The following is a 21,115-nucleotide window of genomic DNA, read 5'->3' on the forward strand; positions in this document are numbered from 1 at the left end:
GGTCGGTGAAAAATAGGTGGATATAGCTACAAGAAGATAAGCACAGAGAAGATAGAGACATAAAAGATAGACACATAAAAGTGATCAAGTCTGCCTCGCCATAAAAGAAAAGGAGACTCAGAGTCTCCTTTTTCATGCTTGTTACTCGGCAGGTTTAAGCAGCTTGTTCTTCGCGGCTGTCCTGCTCCAGGCTCTGGGCCTTGAGTTCGGCGGGGTCAAAGTCATCCACGTTGATGGATTTCATTCGGCCGATTTCAGCGCGCTCCAGCAGGGCCACTTCATCATCGCTCAGAACCCCCAGCGCCTTGCCTTCTGCGGCCACTTTATCCAGCCACATGAAGGGCAGACGTTTGCCGGCAGCCTTACAGACTTTGTCATACAGGGGCTCTGCCGCCAGTATGTCTTTGAAGGTCTGCTCCTGAATACCTACGGCATTGTTGTCGCAGGCTTCCCAGAATTGTCCCTTACCCAGACGGTCACGGCTGGCACAAGGGGTCTGCATTATCTTGGCTACCTTGTGGTCCAACACATCACTTGGGCGCTTCAGTGGTCGACCGAAGGGGAACAACACCAGGCGCAGCACGCCGCCGAGGCCAGCAGGGAAGTTATCCAGCAGCTCATCCAGAGAAGACTGCAGCTTGTAGAGCGCGTCTTCAACCGCCCACTGTACCAGTGGCAGATCTTCACTCTGACGGCCTTCATCCTGATAACGCTTGAGGGTTGCCGATGCCAGATACAGCTGGCTGAGCAAGTCACCCAGGCGGGCAGAGATCCGCTCTTTCCGCTTGAGGTTACCCCCCAAGGTCGCCATCGCCAGATCCGACAGCAAGGCCAGGTTGGCACTGAAGCGGTTCATATGCTGATAGTAACGCTTGGTCTTGTCGGCAAAAGGCGCATTGGAGAAGCGACTGCCGGTGAGGCCCATCCACAGGCTGCGGATAAGGTTACTTGTGGTAAAGCCAATATGGCCAAACAGCGCCGCATCAAAGTTATTCAGGCCGCGGTTTACGTCGGTATCAAAGGCCGACTCCATCTCTGCCAGTACATACGGATGGCAGCGAATGGCGCCTTGACCATAGATGATCATTGAGCGGGTCAGAATGTTGGCCCCTTCAACTGTAATGGCGATAGGTGCCGCTTGATATCCGCGTCCCAGATAGTTGTTGGGGCCAAGACATACCCCTTTACCACCGTGAATATCCATGGCGTCGATAACGCATTTCTGCATTCTGTCGGTCAGGTGATATTTGACTATCGCCGAGATGACGGAAGGCTTTTCACCCAGATCAATACCTGTGGTGGTCAAGGAGGTTACAGCGTCCATCAGATAGGCGTTACCACCGATGCGCGCCATTGGCTCTTCAATGCCTTCCAGCTTACCGATAGGCAGCTTGAATTGACGACGAATGCGGGCATAGGCACCGGTTGCCAAAGCCGCGGTTTTAACGCCACCGGCTGAGTTGGAGGGCAGGGTAATGCCGCGGCCAACCGACAGGCATTCCACCAGCATGCGCCAGCCTTGTCCCGCCATTTTCGGGCCACCTATGATAAAGCTCAGAGGAACAAACACCTCTTTGCCTCGGGTAGGACCATTTTGGAACATACAGTTGAGCGGGAAGTGGCGACGGCCGGTTTCCACACCTTCAACATCGGTCGGGATCAAGGCGCAGGTAATGCCCAGCTCTTCCTTATCGCCAAGCAGATGCTCGGGATCTTTAAGCTTGAATGCCAACCCCAAAACTGTGGCAACAGGTGCCAGGGTGATATAGCGCTTGTTCCAGGTCAGTTTCATCCCCAGTACTTCTTCACCTTGCCATTGGCCTTTGCAGACCACACCGAAATCCGGAATGGCGCCGGCATCTGAACCGGCCTCAGGACTGGTCAGGGCAAAGCAGGGAACTTCCAAACCTTTGGCCAGGCGGGGCAGGTAGTGATCCTGCTGCTCCGGGGTACCATAGTGCTGCAGCAGCTCGCCCGGGCCAAGTGAGTTGGGCACACCTACGGTCGAGGCCAGTTCACTGCTGACACCGGCCAGCTTTTGCAGTACCCGGGATTGGGCGTAGGCAGAGAACTCCAGACCCCCGTACTTCTTCTTGATGATCATCGCAAAGAAGCCTTTGTCTTTGAGGAACTGCCATACTTCGGCAGGCAAGTCCGCCAATTGATGGGAAACCATATGCTGGTTAACCATGCGGCAGACTTCCTCCACAGGTCCTTCCAGGAAGGCATGTTCTTCGGCGCTCAGACGGGCAACCGGATAGTTGTGCAGCTTCTTCCAGTTGGGATTACCGGCGAAGAGATCGGCTTCCCACCAGGTAGTACCGGCTTCAATCGCCTCTTTTTCGGTAGAAGACATCTCCGGCATGATGCCGCGATAGAGTTTAAGTAATGGCCGGGTTATCACACTCTGCCTGAAGGCACTCAGGTTCAGCGGCAGGGCAATAACCAGGAAAATTATCCAGCTAATCAGTCCAGTTACATCCAGCAGGCTGCCTGCTGCCATGACCACTGCGGCGGCTATGGTTGCGGTCAGCAGGGATACTCTGAGGTACGCTGCTGCTCCTAAAACCAAGAGCAATGCCAGGATCCATAGTAGGGTAGTCACTGTTTGTTCTCCTTAATAAAACGACCACTTTATTCAGTGTAGAACGCCTCGCTTGAGGGCGATCAAGATCACAATTATAGTATGTGGTCAGACCTGTGTCGCAATAAAATTAAACCTAAGCGAAATCGAATACAAGCATTTTTCAAACAATTGTTTAAATTTTTTATTGCAAGCAATAATTCCCCTGCCGACACGGCTTGGCTACAATGCCGCAGATAATGAAATAACAGATTCAGTGACAGGAAAAACAAGATGTGTGAGCTGCTGGCGATGAGTGCCAATGTGCCAACGGATATTGTCTTCAGCTTTACCGGGCTGGCGGAGCGAGGCGGGGTGACCGGCCCCCATGTGGATGGTTGGGGGATCACCTTTTATGAAGGCAAGGGCAGCCGCACCTTCAAGGATGCCAGTCCCAGCAGCCAGTCCCATGTGGCAAGCCTTATCAAGTCATACCCGATCAAGAGTGAAGTGGTGGTCAGCCATATTCGGCAGGCCAACCGCGGTGAAGTCTCGCTGGAAAATACCCACCCCTTTACCCGCGAGCTTTGGGGCCGCTACTGGACCTATGCCCACAACGGCCAGTTGTCTGACTATGAACAGAAGTTTCAAAGCGGCCGCTTTCAGGCCGTGGGTGACACAGACAGTGAGCAGGCCTTTTGCTGGATAATGAGCCGCCTGGTCGAGCGTTTCGGCGAATCCGAGCCGGACGATATTTTGCCCGTGTTTGAGTATGTGGCCCAGCTTGCCGAGGAGATCCGCACTCTTGGGGTGTTTAATATGATCCTCAGCGATGGCCGTTATCTGATGAGTTATTGCAGCAATAACCTCTGCTATATCACCCGCCGGGCGCCCTTTGGCCGGGCGCAGCTGATAGACACGGATGTGGTGATTGATTTCGACACCCAGACCACCCCCAAGGATGTGGTCACTGTTATAGCCACCCGGCCGCTGACCGGCAATGAAAACTGGCAGCTGTTGGCGCCGGGGGACTGGAAATTATTCCGTCTTGGCGAGCTGGTTATTGACTTCCGAGCCCAGGCTCAGCTTGGCTAACTTGATATCGAGCTGCTTACTGCCTGACTCAAAGTGGGTCAGGCGCACCGGCAGCCAGCCGAGATCTGGCGCCATCCAAACAAAGGTCTGCCGCTTGGTGCTGTCGCGGACCACTTCCAGTTTCACCGTGTTATAGACGCCACTGTCCAGTGTCATCCGCTCCTTGCCGACTATCTTGAAACGATAGTCATCTATCTCGTTGTCCTTGACCAGCTCATAGGCCAGGGGCTCCTTGCCGGCGGCGAGATCCAGCCGAAACTGCAGCTGCACCATCAGGGCATCGTAGAGAGTGCCTGAATAGTCCAATTTGCTCTTTTCATCCTTGTAGCGACTGAAAATTTTGCCCTGCTCTTTGGCAAAGGCTATCTGCTCATTGAAGTTGGGGCCTGTGCCGGTTCGCTGATGGCTGAAGCGCAGCGGCGTCAGTTGACCATCCTGATAGGTAAATTCACTGCGGATATGGCGTTTATCGCTCAGCACCAAGAGGCTGAGATCGCTGTCCAACTTGTATTGATAGAAGTCGCCCTCTGGCGGCAACAGCATAAAACGGGCGCCACCGAGATTGATTTCGCCATAATTGACCTGATATTCGGCGGTGTGGGGTGCCAGGGGGCTGGTCTGCGCCCATAACGGCAAGGGCAGTAACAGTATCAAAAGTAGAAGCGAACGGATCAAAGGCAGTCTCCTGTGGTTAAAACGGCATGGACAAGACCAGAGTGGCCATGTCCGGCCGCCACTCATATTCAGACAGGGCAATTCTGCCTTGGTTCACTTGTACGCCTTCGCTGCGCAGCAGGCTCATCTGTAGTTGAAACGGATGGGTATCCTTGGCAAAGGAGATTTTCCCCTGACTGTTGATAACCCTGTGCCAGGGCAGTGCCAGGCTGTCCGGCGCCTGTTTCAGTGCCCGGGAAACATAGCGTGCCCGTCCGGGCAAGCCGGCATAGTCGGCAATTTTGCCATAGCTTGCCACCCGACCTTCGGGGATCAGTGCAACTATGTGCCAAATCTTCTGCATTGGACTCAGTGGCGGGGCGCTCGTTTCCGGGGTCATCTTGGCTCCTGATGCTATTGGCGCAAATTATAATACCATTCCATAGCGGAGGTTACTCACTTGGCAAAAGTGCCTTGGCGGCTCTGTGCTGCACATGCAAGGTTTGCCTTTTGATGCTTTTTCGCCATAATGGCGCCCATTGAACGCCAAGTCGAGTAAATTGAGAATATAACCCTATGGCAATTATGGATATTTTGACGGTTCCCGATCCCAGGCTCAAGCGTAAAGCCAAACCTGTCACCGAAATAGAAGCCGTGCAGCCTTTCATTGATGATCTGTTGCAAACCATGTATCACACAGACGATGGTATCGGCTTGGCCGCGACCCAGGTGGGCAGTGAACACGCGATAATCGTCATTGATATCTCAGAAGAGCGTAATCAACCTCTGGTGCTGATCAATCCGCAGATCACTGAGTCCAGCGGCGAATTTATCGGTGAAGAGGGCTGTTTGTCCATTCCCGGTTATCGCTCCAAGGTAAAACGCTTCGAGTCGGTCACTGTCAGCTATCTGGATCGCCAGGGCCAAGCCCAGACGATCCACAGTGATGATTTTCTGGCCATAGTGCTGCAACATGAAATCGATCATCTGCACGGCAAGGTATTTATCGAGCATCTCTCCCGCCTTAAACAGGAGATGGCACTGAAGAAGGTGCGTAAGTTTACCGCCTAAGCAATAGACTTAAGTTGGGCTTCGCTGCAGCTTGGCAGTTGCAGCGGCAGCTCAAGCAATATGCTCAAACCGCCCTGAGGCCGGTTGACCGCTTGGGCCGAGCCGCCCAGGAGCTGCATACACTGGCGCACAATCGCCAACCCCAGCCCATAACCTCCCTGAGAGCAGTGACGCGCTTCATCCAAACGGGTGAAAGGGTTGAACAAGGCTTCCAGTTGCTCCTTGGGGATCCCGGGGCCATTATCGCTGACACTCAGCTGCAGTCTGCTATCACCCAATTTGTCGTCACCCAATTGAGATACCTGGATTTCCACCCGGCAGGTTTCACCGGCATATTTGAGGGCATTGCGACAGACATTTTCCAGCGCCCGCTTCAAGTAGGCCATATCGGTATGCAAAGTTTGCTCATCAATGGGGGCCTGTGCCCAGACTATGCTTTGCTTGGGGCCAGACTCAAACTCCAGCTCCTGCAGCAGTGAGCGGCGTAATTCTGTCAGGGTAAAAGGCGCTGCCGTCAGCTTAATGAAGCCGTTGCTCAGGCGGCTGAAGTCTAAAATAGTGTTAATCAATTGCGCCATCTCTTCGCCCTGGCGTCTTAGCCTGGCAAGCGGTTGTTGATGTTCCTCCCCCAAGCGATTTTCCAACAGGTGTAAGGCCAGCTCCTGCCGGGCAAGGGGAGTGCGCAGTTCGTGGGATACATCCCTCAGTAACCGCTGCTGGGTTTGAATGCTCTTTTGCAGCTGCTCGGCCATATGGTCAAAGTCGGTCGCCAACTGGAAAAATTCCGGCTGCTTTAGTGAAAAATGGCCGGCAATCCGGGTATCGAGTTGGCCCTGTGCCAGCTGACGGGTGGCACTGCGCAGTAAACTCAGCGGCTGGATCAGATGGCGGCTCAGCAGACGACTGAACAACAAGAGCACCAGTAGTCCTACCAGGATACGGATAAGCCAGAGGCTTTTATCCAGTTGCTGCGCCGGGTGTAAAGAGGCGTTGAGTTGTACCACCAAGAGCAGGGGATTGTCCGGCTCCAGGCTATTGCGTAGTGGCAGGCCTATCAAAGGTTTTTGCACCCTGTCCCCCATAGGCTGCTGCAACTGCTTGAGGAAATTGAGTTTGTAAACAAAGTGCGGGTGCATTTCCCGCTGACTCACCGCCTGCTGCTTGCTATCCAGCACATAGAGTACAAATGCCTGACGCCCCTCCCAATCCGCCAGTCCTGCTATATCGCCCCTGACGATATAGTCGTTGGCCTCATCGGCCAGTTGCTGTAACTGGCTTTGGGTCTGCTGGGGCAGCAGTAACAAGCGGTTTAGCAACATGGCTTCAATACTACTGGCGAGCAGCAGGATAAGCAGTAATGACACACCAAAATAGCCAAACAGTCGCCATTGGAGTTGGGAAAACAGGCCGGAAAAGGGCAGCAAGGCAAGCTCCTGAATTATTCGCTGAAGTCGAGAATATGTTTCGATAATCATTCTCATTTATTCTATCTCGGGTTAAGGCTTTGGCGCCAGCACGACTTGTCAGTTGGCTAAAGTTCGCTATACTGTATAAAAATACAGTATCGGTGTTTTTCATGTCTCTTTCAGCCAAAACTCACTCTGTAAAATCTGATCCAGCAAAATCTCAGGCCTTGAACGGCCTGCTGGAGCGCCGGGATCTCTGGTTGGGGCCGGGCAGTCAGGGCAAAATATTGGGGTATCCCAGTGGTTTTGAAACATTGGATGCGCAGCTCAGTGATGCCGGGTGGCCAAGGCAGGGCATTTGTGAGCTCTTCAGCCAGTCTCCTGGGCACGGGGAACTCAGCCTGTTGTTGCCTTTGATGCGTTATTTACTGCCGGCTCAGTGTGGCTCTCATTTCGAAAGAAATCATTCGGCAACAAGTCAGTCCGAAAAAAATCAGTCCAAAAGAAATCAATTTAGAGGGGATGAGTCCAAAGATGCCATGATAATGCTGATAGCACCGCCATTGCAGCCGCTGGCACAGAGCTTTGCCCAGCACGGTATTGCCGCCGAGCGTATTTTGTGGCTGGAGTTAACCCAGCGTAAAGAGGTGCTCTGGGCCATGGAGCAAGGGCTGAGCAGCGGCGCCTGTCCCCTGGTGCTGGCTTGGCTGGACAAGCTAACACTGACTGAGGCCAGAAGGTTGCAACTTGCCGCAGAGCAGGGCAAAGCTCTGGGAATTTGCCAGTTGCCTATGGCTCAGGCCGACAGCAATCATCCTGTCACCCTAAAGCTGGCTATCAGCGTAGCTGGCGTTAATACCGCCAGGCTGCAAATTTTAAAGCGTCGCGGTGGTTGGCCCGTCCCTGAATTGCATCTGCGTGGCTTGCCGGCACTGGCGCTTGAACTGCCCCATGTCGAGCCGGGCGTGGTAACCCTGAGAAGCGGCAAGGCGGCTCCCAATCATCGCTTAAGTAGCTCAACAGACTCAATTGATCCAAAGCATTCCGGCCGCAAGGCCAATGGCTCTGTGCTTCACAACTCTGTGCTTCACGACTCTGGTTTACATGGCACTGGTCTTCATAGCACTGTGTTTTATGGTAACGTGCTTCATGGTCCTTGGGGGATGGCGCAGTCAAGGATTGCTGCATCCAATGAATACGCGCCTAATCCCTGGACGGCACGGCAAGAGTCAAACAAGCCCGCGGGGGTTTTTCAAAGCGCTAATCCGCAAACGGTCAATTCTCAAACCACTCAAAGCCATACTGCTCAGAGTCAAGAGGCTATCTGAGATGCCCCAGGTATGGATGGGAGTCTGGTTTCCGCAGCTATTGCTGCAATATCAGCGTTATCGCCTGACTATGCTCGACAATATGACGGGCACTATGACCGGTACTATGACAGGAAGTATGGCAGGTAGTGGTGCGGCTCAGGTTCAAATACGCGCTCAAACTCAGCCCCAAACCCAAAATCAACCAAAAGCAGTGCCAACCGCTGCGGCGTCAGAGCCTTTTGATCCCCAAGTCCCCATGGCCTTGTATGACAGCCGGAAGCTGGTCATACATTCGGCCTGTCCCGCCGCTCAAGCAAAAGGCGTTACAGCGGGGATGAGTGTCGGCAGCGCCCAGTCGCTGTTGGGAGAGTTGCAACTCTGGCCACTGCAGGAGGTGGACAGCGAGGCGTTGCGGGATTGGTTATGTCAGTGGAGCTATGATTTCAGCGCCAGAATCTGGCCGCCGTTGTTATCCGGGCTTACTGAACAAGCTGCCAAAAACGCGGCCGATGCGCGCTGGCCTACAGATACACTGCTGCTGGAAGTGGGGTCCATGGTTAAACTGTTTGGCAGTTTGAGTGCCATTGTCGAGGCTTATCTCAACAAAGTCGCCGACTATGGTCTGGAATGCTCATTGGTGCTGGCACACAGACCGCTGGATGCGGCGATATTGGCGCGGCATACTCACGTCGGCATCAGCGCGGTATCAGCTGCCTTCATGAGCTCACCCACAGCTGAAAAAGCCGGGCGCCTCAAGGTGCATCACGGCTTACCGCCAGATTTACCACTGGATTTGCTGCCATTAATCCAAGAGGAGCGGCAACGACTCGGCGCGCTTGGCCTGACGACTCTAGCCATGCTTGATGCCTTACCCCTTGCCGAGTTGGGGCGGCGCTTTGGTCAAGGTTTGCTGCAGCTGCTGGCACAAATCCAGGGGCGCTTGCCCTGTTGCCGCAAGGGATATGAGTTACCCGAACAGTTTCAGGCAAGGTTGACCTTGCTGCATGATGTTGAGTGGGTTCAGGGATTGCTGTTTCCATTGCAAAAACTGCTGGGGGAATTGGCAACCTATTTGCGGATCAGGCAGTTGGCGGTGCAACGGTTGGAGCTGTGGCTGAAGTTTCGCGAGCCAGAGACGCGGGCGCTGCAACTGACACTCAACTATCCCTTCGGGGAATATCAACTGCAGGGGTTATCTCAGCTCTGCCGTTTACAGCTGGAAGGATTGCAACTGCCGAGCCCGGTCGTCGATATTGAGCTGCGAGCCAGGCAGTTTGTGTCGCAGCAGCTGGGTAGTCGAGAGTTGACCGAGTCCAGAGAAGGGCAGCAGCAGGATGCCAATCAATTACTCGCCAGATTACAGGCCAGGTTAGGTAGCCATAAGGTGCGCTCTTTGGTGTTGGCGGCCGATCCCATGCCTGAACTGGCCAGCACTGCGGCTCCCCTGACTCGTTGGCCGCCACCGGCAAGGCCGCCCGTTCAGCCGTCGCTGGCACTGCGGCCTCTTTGGCTGCTGCAAGAGCCGCAAGCCATTGCTCCTGAAGCCGTAGAGCTGCTGAGGGGGCCTGAAAGGTTACAAAGCCCCTGGCATTCAGGGCCTTTCCCCTGCCGGGATTATTTTCTTGCCCATCATAAGGAGAGCGGCGGTCTGTGTTGGCTGTTTCGCACCGCTAATGGGCTCTTTCTGCACGCTTGGTTCAGCTGATGTACGCCGAATTGCATGCTATTTCCAATTACAGCTTTTTGCGCGGGGCTTCCCACCCGGATGAGTTGGTGCAGCAGGCCGCCAAACTGGGCTATGAGGCCATCGCCATTACCGACGAGTGCTCTCTGGCGGGTGTGGTCAAGGCGCATGAGGCCGCCAAACAAAGCGATATCAAGCTGATTGTCGGCGCCGAATTCCACCTGCCGGAAGGCTGCCTGGTACTGCTGGCAAGAAATCGCCGGGGCTATGGTCTTATCAGCACTCTGATAACCCGGGGGCGGCGCCGGGCCGATAAGGGCAAGTATCGGTTAACCCTGGATGATTTTGCGGCCATTGACCGCGGCTGCTTTTGCCTGTGGCGGCCACCATCTGTGAGCGAGTTGCTGGCGCAAGCCGACTTGCAAAGCACTGAGCACCAAAGCCTAAGTCAGCAAACTCCTTGGTTGACGCAGCTGCAGCAGCGCAGTCTGGCACAATTGAATGCCCTGGCGACACGGGTCAAAGCCGTGTTTTCACTGCCGCTTTATCTCTTGATGGAGCGGCAATTGCAACCCGGAGAGGCTTGGTATCTCGAGGCCTGTGAGGTGCTGTCGAATCGTTTTTCCCTTCCCTGTGTCGCCGCCGGTAATGTGCAGATGCATCTTGCAGAGCGGCAAAGGCTGCACGATGTACTCAGCTGTATCCGCCATGGCCGCGCCGTGCCCATGGCCGGTGAGCTGTTATCGGGCAATGCCGAAATGGCGCTTAAGCCGATAACCGCTATGGCCAGGCGTCATCCCCAAGCCTGGTTGGCAAGGAGTTGTGAGCTGGCGTCCCGGTGCCATTTCAACTTGGATGAACTCAAATATGAGTACCCGGCCGAGTTGGTGCCAAGCGGCCTAAGCGCCAGTGAATATCTGGCGCAGGAGGTGGAAAAGGGCGCCCGCAGGCGTTTTGGCGAGGCGATAACACCTGAAGTGCAGACTCAGTATCGGCGCGAGCTCAAGCTGATTGCCGAGCTCAATTACGAATACTTTTTCCTGACCATCTATGATCTGGTCTGTTTTGCCACCAGGCAAGGGATACTGCATCAGGGACGTGGCTCGGCCGCCAACTCTGTGGTCTGTTATTGCCTCGGGATCACCGAGGTGGATCCTACCAAGGTCAACATGCTGTTTGAGCGTTTTATTTCCAAGGAGCGCCATGAGCCGCCGGATATCGATGTCGATTTTGAACATGAACGCCGCGAAGAGGTGATCCAGTATATCTACCAAAAATATGGCCGCGAGCGTGCAGCCCTGGCCGCCAGTGTGATCACTTATCGTTTCAAGAGTGCCATGAAAGATGTTGGTAAGGCCCTGGGGCTCAGCGAGCAACGGCTGGATGAGCTGATAGGCGCTGTCGATCGCCGCGATCCGCAAGTGCCTTGGCAGCAGCAGTTGCAACAAGGCAAGCTGTTGCCACAACAAGGTTTGGGGCAGTGGTTGTTGCCGCTGGTGGAGACCCTGATGGGTTTTCCAAGGCACTTGTCGCAACATGTCGGCGGCTTTGTGATTTCGGCCGGGCCATTGGCCGAGCTGGTGCCGGTAGAGAATGCCGCCATGGCCAAGCGCACTGTGATCCAATGGGACAAGGATGATCTCGAGAGTCTGGGGCTGTTAAAGGTCGATGTATTGGCGTTGGGAATGCTGACCGCGATCCGCAAATGTTTCGAGTTGATCTCCCGTCACATTCGTCCCTTTGCCATGTCGGATATTCGCTGGGAAGATCCGGCCGTCTATCGTATGTTGCAGCAGGGCGACAGCATGGGGGTGTTTCAGGTGGAATCGCGCGCCCAGACCAGCATGCTGCCAAGGCTCAAACCCGCCTGTTATTACGATCTGGTAATACAGATAGCCATAGTGCGCCCGGGTCCAATTCAAGGAGACATGGTGCATCCCTTTCTGCGCCGCCGCGATAAAATCGAGCCGGTTACTTTTCCTTCGGCCGAGGTGGAAGGCGTGTTGTCACGCACTATGGGGGTGCCCATTTTTCAGGAGCAGGTGATCCAATTGGCCATGGTCGCCGCAGGTTTCAGTGGCGGGGAAGCCGATCAATTGCGCCGCGCCATGGCCAGTTGGAAACGCAGTGGCGAGCTGGAGCAATTTGAACACAAGCTGCTTCAGGGGATGACGGCCCGAGGCTATAGTGACACCTTTGCCAGGCAGATATTCAACCAGATCCGCGGCTTCGGCGAATATGGTTTTCCCGAGTCTCATTCGGCCAGCTTTGCGCTCCTGGCCTATGTTTCGGCCTTTCTCAAACACTATTACCCAGTGGCGTTTTGCTGCGCCTTGCTCAACAGTCAACCCATGGGTTTTTACAGCCCGTCACAGCTTATTCAGGATCTTCGTCATCATGGCGGCCTGGTGTTGCCGGTTTGCATCAACCTCAGTCAGTGGCACAGCACACTGGAGCGACAAACCGATGGCTCCTTGGCACTGCGCCTCGGGTTCAGGTTGGTCAAGGGATTATCCGAGCACAGCGCCGCCAAGATAGTAGCGGGTCGGAACGAGGGCTTTACTCACTTGTCGCAGTTGGCGGCTCTGGCACTGCCAAGGCGTGAGCAGGAGGCGCTGGCCAGCGCCAATGCCTTTGCTACCCTGGGCGGCGATCGCCATCAGAGCAGGTGGCAGTTGGCCGCCCGTCAGCAGAGTTTGCCTCTGTTTGAGCAGCCGGACGAGGCCGATTTTCGCCCTGAAACCGCCTTGCCTGAGGTCACCGAAGTCGATGCCTTGCTGGCTGACTACGCCTGTACCGGGCTAACTCTGGGGCGCCATCCTCTGGCACTGCTCAGAGAGCAGGGGTTACTCGGCAAGTGTCACAGCGCCGCCTCTTTATGGCAGTGTCGTCATGGGCAGAATGTGACTGTGGCGGGGCTGGTGGTCGGCAGGCAAAGGCCTGGCACCGCCAGTGGAGTCACCTTCATCACCCTCGAAGATGAAACCGGCAATGTTAATCTGGTGGTATGGAGTGATACGGCCAGAGCCCAGAGACAGGCTTATTTGAGCGCCAGGATCCTCAAGGTGAGCGGGGTCGTGGAATTTTCGTCCGGCGTATTGCATCTGCTGGCCGGTCGGCTGGAGGATATCTCGGGCAGTATGCACGCGCTGGTGGTAAACTCGCGGGATTTCCATTAGCCGATAACCCATTTTAAGCTGCTGTTGCCTGTGAAAATAATCCTGCTGACCCATGAAAGAGAGCTGAATCGAGCCAGTAATACAGCCACCCTGGCGCTTAATGCTTATCCGACTCTCTGTAAGCGGGTATTGTGGGCGCGTAAAGCCCCGGATGCTTGGCTAATGGAGCACTTGTCTTTGGGGCGAACAGCCTTACTCTATCCGCAAACCGAAGAAAGTACTTCGCGAACTCAAGCTGCAAATGAAAGCCCAAACCAAAGCCCGGCTCAGGGCGCAACATTGCCTCAAGACGCTACTCAGGAAGCCGCTCAGAAAGCTGATCTGAAATTAGGGAAGCCGCTAAATTCGCTGGTCATACTCGATGCAACCTGGCAGGAGGCCGGCAAGATGTATCGCCAAAGCCCCTATCTGCAGTCGCTTGCCAGAGTCGAGCTGCAAACAGAGCAGGACTCGGCGTTTCGCTTGCGGCGCAATCAGCGCCAGGGCGGGTTATGTACCTTGGAATGTATTGCGGCTGTTTGGCAAAACTTGGGGGGAGACTATAGTATCGCCGCCAGGCGGTTACTCAGTGAGTTTAATCAATGGCAGGCAGAGATAAGAGCTCCGGCCTAGTTGTACAGTTGCAACAGCAAGCCGGAAGCCGTCTCTACGGCGGCGCTGAGTTAAGTCTATCCGCCTGCGTTAGATCACCGTCAGATAAACACACAGGAAATGGCAAACGGCGCCGCCCAACACAAACAGATGCCAGATGGCATGATTGAAAGGGATCGCCTTGGTAGCGTAGAAGATCACCCCCAAGCTGTAGCTCAGGCCCCCGGCCAACAGCAAGTTGAACCCGGCAGTTGACAGATTATCGATAAGCTCAGGCAACACGGCGACGCAGAGCCAGCCCATGGCCAGATACAGCACCAGGCTCAGCGCCTTGAATCTGTGAATAAAGCAGCTCTTGAACACTATTCCCCCCAGTGCCAACGACCAGATGGCTATCAGCACCCATTCTTCCTGGGCATCGGCCAAAGTAATTAACATCAGTGGGGTATAGGTTCCGGCGATCAACAGATAGATGGCGCAGTGATCCAGCATCTTGAGGCGCCGTTTCCACACTGGCTGAGGAATGCTGTGATACAGGGTCGAGCAGAGGAACAGCAGGATAATACTGCTGCCGTAGATGGTTACACCTGTTAACTGAATGGCGTCCAGCGAATGCCAGCCCTTGAGCAACATCAGCACCAACCCCAGAATGCCGGCAATCACACCCAAACCATGGCTGACGGCATTGGCTATCTCTTCATTCAGACTGTATCCAGCGGAAAACTGGCCATTGAACTGGGCTTCGGCTGCTGGGGCTTTGCTGTTGGGCATGATTGACTCTCTGGTTCGACCTCATTGAAAGTGAGTCTAACAGCGCCGTAGCGCCATGGCTAGATAAAAGTGTACAAGTGTTCGCTGAGATTGGTTTGTTCTTTGAACCGTATCGTCTGCATTTTTTGCAAACGTCTAATGTTGAACCTTAACAACTCGTTACCCGGCTTCCAAGTCGCTTTTTACAGTTATTTTGTTCAGAGGATTCCGTCAGTCTTATTCGACAAGGGTTTTACCTGTTTTGCTTGAAGCCATCGATTTGAGTTTGTAGCGTAAATTGCTTTTCAAACAAGGGAATGAACTTTTTGCCGAGGGTTTTTCTCTAACACTGAGTTTACATTCAGCGACGGATAAATCAGCGGCTTATGCCTTCTCTTCCAGAAAAGTTTATTGCCAGCCGAGACGAAAGCTCGGCGGCAATGGCAAGCTTGAGCATCAGCATCCCGGGTAGGGATGCTGCCTTTGAGCTTGGTCTGGATGAAATCATTAATGCCTGCTCCTGCAAACCAAGCCATTCTCAATCACATTCGATTGCCCCTTTCTTTGCCCAATCGCCTTTTAGTCAACAGCTTGGGTTTCAACCCCAATGCCTGGCGCAAGTTGGCATGGCTAAAAAAGCAGAGCAGGGGGATGGTGAGGCAAAGGGCAACGCCTTCAGCAGTTGGACTGTGGCGGGAGCCGCGCACTTAGTACTATTGCTGGGGTTATCTTGGTTTTGGCAGCAGGCCGAATGGCAAAGAGTGGTGACAGAGCCTGCCAAACCCAAGGCATTGCAATCCTATCTGTATTTCAGTCAGCCCAGTCCAAAACAGTTAACGCCAGTGCCGAAAGCCTTGGAGGAAGAAGCAATAACCCAGCCCAAGGAAGCGATAGAGGTTAAAAAAGCTGACTCAAGCAACCGTTCTGAGCCACAAAAAAACGAGCAACAAAACACTGAGCCACGAAAACAGGCCGCCGAAGAGTCAGCGCAAGAGACTGAACAAGTGGCTGTTCAAGACCAGAAAGAGCAAAGCATCCCCAAGACTCAGGCTCAAAGCGTTAAGCCTATTGGTAGAGTCATTGAAAAAACGAAAAATGCAGCCGTACCTGCGCCCGAGCGAGCAAATGACTTTAGATCGCAGCCGGCAGAGCAAGCCCAGCTGGACTTCAGTTCAAGCGCATTAAAGTCTGCCCGAAAAGTACTGCAACACTCTCAACAGCAGGCGCTGCAGCAGCTATCACAGCAATATGCGGATAAGGCCACGGGACGTAAGAGCCTCAGTGAAATGGATGGGGAGATGGAGGTGCTTTGGGTCAATGACGCCGATGATTTCAATAAAGTGGCCAGTCTGGATCTGCCGCTCGACCCCAACCGTATCGTCAAGGATGGTGATACCTGTTATCGGGTCGTCAAGGTGCCGACTCCGCTCAATCCCTATGCCGAAAACTTGGGGTTTCCATTTAAGTGCGGTCAGACAGAGATGGAAAAAGCACTCAAGGAGGCGGTGGCCAGCCGTCTAAAGCGGCTTGGTAAGTGAGTTTTGCAATCAATTTATTTGACTTGAAATAAATTTTTTGTTCAATTTTTGCGAGTATTTCCATTTAATTCAGATAATTAAATTGTGATTTTAATGGATTTGATCCTGCGGCGCGTTTTGTCATTGGGCTTGTTTCCCGCTTCGGCTTGTGCTTATACTCGGCAGCAATCTTGTCGGAGTGCCCTCTGGGCTGAGACCGTTTATTCGGGATCCGTTGAACCTGATCAGGCTAGCACCTGCGAAGGAAACAAGCATTCAGCTGCAGCATTACCGTAGCCACTGCGAGCAAAAATCTATGCCAAAGGCTTTAAAGAGCCGAGGCGATATCTGGCTTCTCAAGCGGACATTGAACTGACCTGAAACCACGAGGTCAGTCTGCCAACACCGCCGGAGGAGGACTCCAAATCAAGGAGTTTAACCAGTCAGCTTGCGCCGCTTATTTATTCAACTCTCCTGACAAGCAATTTCATTTTCCAAAAGAGTGAGCTTGCTTATGTCAAATCGTCAATCCAATCGTCGTCAAACCCGTGAGGCCGCCCAGGCCTTTATCGATAACCTTAAACCCTTGCAGCATCCCAATTCACAGAAGCTGTTTGTTCAGGGCTCCCGGGCCGATATTCAGGTAGCCATGCGCCAAATCAGGCAGACAGACACCCGAATACCAACCCAAGATGGCAGTGAGCAATTTGAACCCAATCCCACTGTACGTGTTTATGATTGTGCCGGCCCTTATTCAGATCCCAACGCGGCTATCAATGTGCGCCAGGGCCTTGATAAACTGCGCCAGGGCTGGATCCTAGAGCGTGATGATACGCAAGAGCTGACTTCGGTCAGCTCCAGTTTTACCCAGCAGCGGCTGGCGGATGAAGGGCTGGATCATCTGAGATTCGACGCTTTGCCCAAACCGCGCCGGGCCAAGCCGGGTAAGCGGGTGACCCAATTGCATTACGCCCGCGCCGGCATTATCACTCCTGAAATGGAATATATCGCCATTCGTGAAAATATGGCCCGGGCCAACGAAGCGCTTGCCAAAGATCCGCAACTGGCCCGCAAGGCCAAAGGAGAAGCCTTTGGCGCTATAGTTGCCACGCCGATAACCCCTGAGTTTGTTCGCAGCGAAGTGGCCCGTGGCCGCGCCATTATTCCCGCCAATATCAACCACCCTGAAGCCGAACCTATGATTATCGGCCGTAACTTTTTGGTGAAGGTCAACGCTAATATCGGTAATTCGGCGGTGACCTCTTCCATCGAGGAAGAGGTGGAAAAATTGGTGTGGGCCACCCGTTGGGGCGCCGATACGGTAATGGATCTGTCCACCGGCCGTTATATCCACGAAACCCGCGAATGGATAGTGCGCAACTCGCCTGTGCCCATAGGTACTGTGCCCATCTATCAGGCGCTGGAAAAGGTCAACGGCATTGCCGAAGATCTCAGCTGGGAAGTGTTTCGCGACACCCTGATAGAGCAGGCCGAACAAGGAGTGGATTACTTCACCATTCATGCCGGGGTCTTGCTGCGTTATGTGCCCATGACGGCCAATCGGGTGACAGGTATGGTATCTCGTGGCGGCTCCATTATGGCCAAGTGGTGCCTGAGCCATCATAAGGAAAACTTCCTCTACAGCCATTTCCGCGACATCTGTGAGCTTTGCGCCGCCTATGATGTTTCTCTGTCGCTCGGTGACGGCATGCGCCCCGGCTCGATTGCCGATGCCAACGACGAGGCTCAGTTTGCCGAGCTGGAAACCTTGGGTGAGCTGGTGAAAATCGCCTGGGAATACGATGTGCAGACCATTATCGAAGGGCCGGGCCATATTCCTATGCAGCTGATCAAAGAGAATATGGACAAGCAGCTTGAGTACTGTGATGAGGCCCCTTTCTACACCTTGGGGCCCCAGACCACGGATATTGCGCCCGGCTATGATCATTTCACCTCTGGCATCGGCGCGGCGATGATTGCCTGGTACGGCTGCGCCATGCTCTGTTATGTGACCCCCAAGGAGCATCTGGGTTTGCCCAACAAGGAAGACGTTAAACAAGGGCTTATTGCATACAAAATTGCGGCGCATGCCGCCGATGTCGCCAAGGGGCACCCAGGCGCCCAGCTGCGCGACAATGCGTTGTCCAAGGCCAGATTCGAGTTTCGCTGGGAAGATCAATACAACCTGGGGTTGGATCCCGATACCGCCCGGGCGTTCCACGATGAATCCCTGCCTCAGGAGTCTGCCAAGGTGGCGCATTTCTGCTCCATGTGCGGCCCCAAGTTCTGCTCAATGAAAATCACCCAGGATGTACGCGACTATGCTGCGTCTCTGGCAGCATCCTTGTCTGCATCTCAGCTAGCTTCAGGGGAGGCGTCAGAGCCAGACTCGGCAGAGCGACAAACCGAGCCAGTGCAGGCTGAAGAACTGACGGCACAGCCGCTGGAAGTACTGGATGCCGAGGCGGGGATGGCGCGGATGTCAGCGCAGTTCAAGGCCGCTGGCAGCACCCTGTATCATCCGGCTACGGCAAGTGAAAAGTCTTTGTCCAATCCCAAACCCAAGTCCAAGCCCAAACCCGAGCCAGAGGCTGCACGCTATGAAGAGGAAGCCTGAAATGGCGGCGGATAAAAGGCCGATAGTCTGGAGCATAGCCGGCTCAGACAGTGGCGGCGGCGCCGGGATCCAGGCCGATCTGGCCACCTTGAGCAATCTTGGCTGTCATGGCTGCACTGTCATCACCACTTTGACCGCCCAAAGCAGTGTGACAGTGACGCTAACCGAGGCGGTGAGCGAGGAGATGTTGCTGGCGCAGCTCAATGCTCTGCTCGGTGACTTGCCGCCCAAGGCGATAAAAATCGGCTTGCTCGCCAATCAAGCGCAGCTGCAGCAGCTTTGTGACTGGTTGGCTCGGCACCTGCCTGATGTTCCTTTGGTGGTCGACCCTGTCATGGTCGCTAGTTGCGGCGACGCTCTCTCAAAGAGCACTGCAATGGGCGCAGCGAGGCTCGATTACCGGCCGCTGGCGGCGCTCTCCACTGTGCTGACCCCCAATATTCACGAGCTGGCGTTGCTGAGTCGCAGCGATATTCATGACTTTCCGTCCTGGCAAGATGCGGCAAATTGCCTGGCAAACGAACTGCCTTGCCATCTCTTGGCCAAGGGCGGGGATTTCGAGGCGGGGATAGCGCGCGGCCTGGCAGAAGACTTATTGCTTTTTAAAGACTTGCCTCACAGCTCCGGGTTGCATCAACGGCAGGGGTTTGTGTTGGCGAGCCCAAGACAAGCATCCAGCAACAACCATGGCAGCGGCTGCACGTTATCCAGTGCCATAGCGGCATTTTTGGCCCACGACTGGATCTTGCCCGATGCCCTGATCCTGGCCAAGGCCTATATCAATGGCGCCTTGGCGCAGAGCTATCGGGTAGGCCGTGGTCCCGGGCCCTTAGGTCGCCCCGGGGCTTGTCTGGCCGCCGAGCTTATGCCTGTCATCTGGCCGCTGGAGGATTATCCCTGGGCCAACCCAGCACAGGTGCTCGGCGCCCCTTGGCTTGCAGCGCCAACCTCTGCTGATGCCGTTAGTGCTGAAGGCTTCAAAACGCTGCCCCATAATTTGGGTATCTACCCGGTCGTGGCCGATGTCGAATTGCTGGAAGTCTTACTCAAGGCAGGCTGCCGCACCATTCAATTGCGTCTCAAGGGGGAAGTACAGCCCGGTTCGAGCGCCGAGCAGGCGATCATTCGCGCCATCGCGCTCGGGCGCCAATATCAGGCGCGGGTCTTTATCAATGATCACTGGCAACAGGCCATTGCCCACGGCGCCTTTGGTGTGCATTTGGGCCAGGAGGATCTCAGCCAGGCATCCCTTGAGGCCATCCAAGGGGCGGGTATGGCGCTGGGGTTATCCAGTCATGGTTATTTCGAGGCGCTGCTTGCATTGCGCCACAGGCCCAGTTATCTGGCCCTCGGACATATCTTTGCCACCACGACCAAAGTAATGCCATCTCTGCCCCAGGGACTGGCGCGCCTTGGCGCCTACAGCGAAACTTTCGGCTCCTTGCTGCCGACGGTCGCCATAGGCGGCATTGACGAGCATAACCTTGATGCCGTCAAGCATACCGGTGTGGCCAATGTCGCCGTGGTGCGGGCCATTACCGAGGCCGCCGAGCCGGTAACGGCCTTCAGGCGCCTGACACAAAGCTGGTTAGGGCGAGCAGCCGCTATTGCAAGTGGGATTAGCTATGCTCAACAAAATACTGGAGTTCAGGGCAGTGCCGGGCTGAGCGATCGCGACTTTATCCGTTACGGCAGCCAGTTGCTGCTGCCCAGAGTCTCAGAAGCGGGGCAGCTCGCCTTACGGGCAAAGACGGTCGCTATAGTGGGGCTCGGAGGCCTTGGCCATCATCTGGCGCACTCTTTGGCCGCCGCCGGTGTAGGGCGTCTCATTCTTATCGATCCCGATATTGTCGAGCTGGGTAATCTGCCGAGGCAACTGCTCTACAACGAGCAGGATATCGGCCGTTTGAAGGTCGACGTGGCCAAGGAAAAGCTGGCGCGCGATTATCCAAACTGCCTGATTGAGATTGAGCCCGAACTGTTTGGCCCCAAGAGCGCGGAGCTTATTCGCGAGGCGTCGCTGGTATTGGATGCCAGCGATAATTTCCTTTGCCGTCATAACCTTAATCAAGCCTGTGTGAAGCTGGGCAAAGAGTTGATTGCGGCGGCGATCAGCGCCGATTCCGGCCTATTGTGTCATACCGCCCCTTGGCTTAACCCCGAGGCGGGCTGTTATGAATGCCTGTTCCCTCGGGATAGCACAGGCTCGGGGCGCTGCCGCGACATGGGGGTGCTGGGTCCTGCGGTGCAAACCCTGGCGGCGATGCAGTCGCTGGCAACCATCAATACTCTGCTTGGAGAGCGCAGCACCCTGGGGCGGCTCATCAGCTTGGATTGCCGCACTTTAAGCGTGCGTGAGGCTGCGCTTTGCGCCGACCCGGCATGTCTTTGCTGTCAAACCCACACTGAGGCTGAACTTCAAACCGAAGCCCAATTTATGACAGGGCGCCCAGAGCTTAGCCGTGAGGAGAATTGCGATGCAAATTAAGATAAACAATCAAGTCAAAGAGTTGCCTGAGGCTATGACGCTGTTACAGCTGCTCAAGTGGTGTGAGATAGCGCCTGGCAGCGTGGCGCTGGTGCGTAATGGCGCCGTAGTGCCCAGATCTCAGTGGCCAATGCTTGAATGTCAAAGCGGAGACAGTCTCGAGCTGTTTTCCGCCGTTGCCGGAGGTTGA

General features: G+C 54.8%; 16 protein-coding genes and 1 riboswitch. Of the genes, 10 read left to right on the plus strand and 6 right to left on the minus strand.

What is annotated here, in order from left to right; translation table 11 throughout:
- Nucleotides 1-154 precede the first annotated feature (154 nt).
- The gene (gene fadE / locus E1N14_RS10415) at nt 155-2,605 is read right to left on the minus strand and encodes an acyl-CoA dehydrogenase FadE (protein WP_025009667.1); all 2,451 of its coding nucleotides are present in this window, start codon (nt 2,603-2,605) and stop codon (nt 155-157) included.
- 252 nt (nt 2,606-2,857) lie between these two features.
- On the opposite strand from fadE, the gene E1N14_RS10420 reads away from it, so the two are divergent.
- Entirely contained in the window at nt 2,858-3,658 is an 801-nt protein-coding gene (locus tag E1N14_RS10420) for a class II glutamine amidotransferase (protein WP_025009668.1), read from the plus strand.
- Here E1N14_RS10420 and E1N14_RS10425 read toward each other — a convergent pair.
- A complete protein-coding gene (locus E1N14_RS10425) occupies nt 3,602-4,330 on the minus strand; it encodes a DUF3108 domain-containing protein (RefSeq protein ID WP_231473497.1) in 729 nt (242 codons plus the stop codon). The genes E1N14_RS10420 and E1N14_RS10425 overlap by 57 nt on opposite strands.
- Before the next feature lie 19 nt (nt 4,331-4,349).
- Nucleotides 4,350-4,712: an MGMT family protein gene (locus E1N14_RS10430; RefSeq protein WP_037436559.1), complete on the minus strand. Its 363-nt coding sequence runs from the start codon at nt 4,710-4,712 to the stop codon at nt 4,350-4,352.
- Between the two features lie 176 nt (nt 4,713-4,888).
- On the opposite strand from E1N14_RS10430, the gene def reads away from it, so the two are divergent.
- Entirely contained in the window at nt 4,889-5,383 is a 495-nt protein-coding gene (gene def / locus E1N14_RS10435) for a peptide deformylase (RefSeq protein ID WP_025009669.1), read from the plus strand.
- Here the strand turns inward: def and E1N14_RS10440 are convergent.
- Nucleotides 5,380-6,807, minus strand: a complete 1,428-nt coding sequence (locus tag E1N14_RS10440; RefSeq protein WP_025009670.1) for a HAMP domain-containing sensor histidine kinase — start codon at nt 6,805-6,807, stop codon at nt 5,380-5,382. The two genes, def and E1N14_RS10440, sit on opposite strands and share 4 nt — an antisense overlap.
- 152 nt (nt 6,808-6,959) lie before the next feature.
- Between E1N14_RS10440 and E1N14_RS10445 the strand changes: the two genes are divergently transcribed.
- From E1N14_RS10445 to E1N14_RS10460, 4 genes are read left to right on the plus strand one after another with little or no spacing between them, the layout of a single operon-like run.
- Nucleotides 6,960-8,117 carry an ImuA family protein gene (locus E1N14_RS10445; RefSeq protein WP_152134902.1) on the plus strand — a complete coding sequence of 386 codons (1,158 nt, stop codon included), beginning with the start codon at nt 6,960-6,962 and terminating at the stop codon, nt 8,115-8,117.
- A 1-nt stretch (nt 8,118) separates the two neighbouring features.
- Nucleotides 8,119-9,804 carry a Y-family DNA polymerase gene (locus E1N14_RS10450; protein ID WP_025009672.1) on the plus strand — a complete coding sequence of 562 codons (1,686 nt, stop codon included), beginning with the start codon at nt 8,119-8,121 and terminating at the stop codon, nt 9,802-9,804.
- A complete protein-coding gene (locus tag E1N14_RS10455; RefSeq protein WP_062793467.1) occupies nt 9,804-12,962 on the plus strand; it encodes an error-prone DNA polymerase in 3,159 nt (1,052 codons plus the stop codon). The genes E1N14_RS10450 and E1N14_RS10455 overlap by 1 nt, the downstream gene beginning before the upstream one ends.
- 30 nt (nt 12,963-12,992) lie before the next feature.
- On the plus strand, nt 12,993-13,574 hold the full coding sequence (locus E1N14_RS10460) for a tRNA-uridine aminocarboxypropyltransferase (protein ID WP_025009673.1): 582 nt from the start codon (nt 12,993-12,995) through the stop codon (nt 13,572-13,574).
- A gap of 69 nt (nt 13,575-13,643) precedes the next feature.
- On the opposite strand, the gene trhA is transcribed toward E1N14_RS10460, so the two are convergent.
- Together trhA and E1N14_RS10470 are read right to left on the minus strand one after the other, a co-directional pair.
- Nucleotides 13,644-14,324, minus strand: coding sequence for a PAQR family membrane homeostasis protein TrhA (gene trhA / locus E1N14_RS10465; RefSeq protein ID WP_037436562.1), 681 nt, complete (start codon nt 14,322-14,324; stop codon nt 13,644-13,646).
- Nucleotides 14,325-14,608: 284 nt separating this feature from the next.
- Nucleotides 14,609-14,839, minus strand: coding sequence for a hypothetical protein (locus tag E1N14_RS10470; protein WP_152134903.1), 231 nt, complete (start codon nt 14,837-14,839; stop codon nt 14,609-14,611).
- A gap of 90 nt (nt 14,840-14,929) precedes the next feature.
- On the opposite strand from E1N14_RS10470, the gene E1N14_RS10475 reads away from it, so the two are divergent.
- From E1N14_RS10475 to thiS, 4 genes are all read left to right on the plus strand, one after another.
- Nucleotides 14,930-15,841, plus strand: a complete 912-nt coding sequence (locus E1N14_RS10475; RefSeq protein ID WP_152134904.1) for a hypothetical protein — start codon at nt 14,930-14,932, stop codon at nt 15,839-15,841.
- Nucleotides 15,842-16,005: 164 nt separating this feature from the next.
- A riboswitch (TPP riboswitch) is annotated at nt 16,006-16,105 on the plus strand.
- Nucleotides 16,106-16,334: 229 nt separating this feature from the next.
- Nucleotides 16,335-18,437 (plus strand): phosphomethylpyrimidine synthase ThiC, encoded by a 2,103-nt coding sequence (thiC, locus tag E1N14_RS10480; RefSeq protein ID WP_062793469.1) that lies wholly within the window; start codon nt 16,335-16,337, stop codon nt 18,435-18,437.
- Between the two features lies 1 nt (nt 18,438).
- Nucleotides 18,439-20,925, plus strand: a complete 2,487-nt coding sequence (locus E1N14_RS10485; protein WP_247600876.1) for a bifunctional hydroxymethylpyrimidine kinase/phosphomethylpyrimidine kinase — start codon at nt 18,439-18,441, stop codon at nt 20,923-20,925.
- Nucleotides 20,915-21,115 (plus strand): sulfur carrier protein ThiS, encoded by a 201-nt coding sequence (gene thiS / locus E1N14_RS10490; protein WP_025009678.1) that lies wholly within the window; start codon nt 20,915-20,917, stop codon nt 21,113-21,115. The genes E1N14_RS10485 and thiS overlap by 11 nt, the downstream gene beginning before the upstream one ends.

It is taken from the genome of Shewanella algae, from assembly GCF_009183365.2.
In the GTDB taxonomy this organism is placed as follows: Bacteria; Pseudomonadota; Gammaproteobacteria; order Enterobacterales; family Shewanellaceae; genus Shewanella; species Shewanella algae.

Excerpts from the sequence above, each read along its gene's own strand:
- E1N14_RS10420 (WP_025009668.1), top strand. The coding sequence starts at position 2,858 with ATGTGTGAGCTGCTGGCGATGAGTGCCAATGTGCCAACGGATATTGTC.
- E1N14_RS10430 (WP_037436559.1), bottom strand. The coding sequence starts at position 4,712 with ATGACCCCGGAAACGAGCGCCCCGCCACTGAGTCCAATGCAGAAGATT.
- def (WP_025009669.1), top strand. The coding sequence starts at position 4,889 with ATGGCAATTATGGATATTTTGACGGTTCCCGATCCCAGGCTCAAGCGT.
- E1N14_RS10445 (WP_152134902.1), top strand. The coding sequence starts at position 6,960 with ATGTCTCTTTCAGCCAAAACTCACTCTGTAAAATCTGATCCAGCAAAA.
- E1N14_RS10450 (WP_025009672.1), top strand. The coding sequence starts at position 8,119 with ATGCCCCAGGTATGGATGGGAGTCTGGTTTCCGCAGCTATTGCTGCAA.
- E1N14_RS10455 (WP_062793467.1), top strand. The coding sequence starts at position 9,804 with ATGTACGCCGAATTGCATGCTATTTCCAATTACAGCTTTTTGCGCGGG.
- trhA (WP_037436562.1), bottom strand. The coding sequence starts at position 14,324 with ATGCCCAACAGCAAAGCCCCAGCAGCCGAAGCCCAGTTCAATGGCCAG.
- E1N14_RS10470 (WP_152134903.1), bottom strand. The coding sequence starts at position 14,839 with ATGGCTTGGTTTGCAGGAGCAGGCATTAATGATTTCATCCAGACCAAG.
- E1N14_RS10475 (WP_152134904.1), top strand. The coding sequence starts at position 14,930 with ATGGCTAAAAAAGCAGAGCAGGGGGATGGTGAGGCAAAGGGCAACGCC.
- thiC (WP_062793469.1), top strand. The coding sequence starts at position 16,335 with ATGTCAAATCGTCAATCCAATCGTCGTCAAACCCGTGAGGCCGCCCAG.
- E1N14_RS10485 (WP_247600876.1), top strand. The coding sequence starts at position 18,439 with ATGGCGGCGGATAAAAGGCCGATAGTCTGGAGCATAGCCGGCTCAGAC.
- thiS (WP_025009678.1), top strand. The coding sequence starts at position 20,915 with ATGCAAATTAAGATAAACAATCAAGTCAAAGAGTTGCCTGAGGCTATG.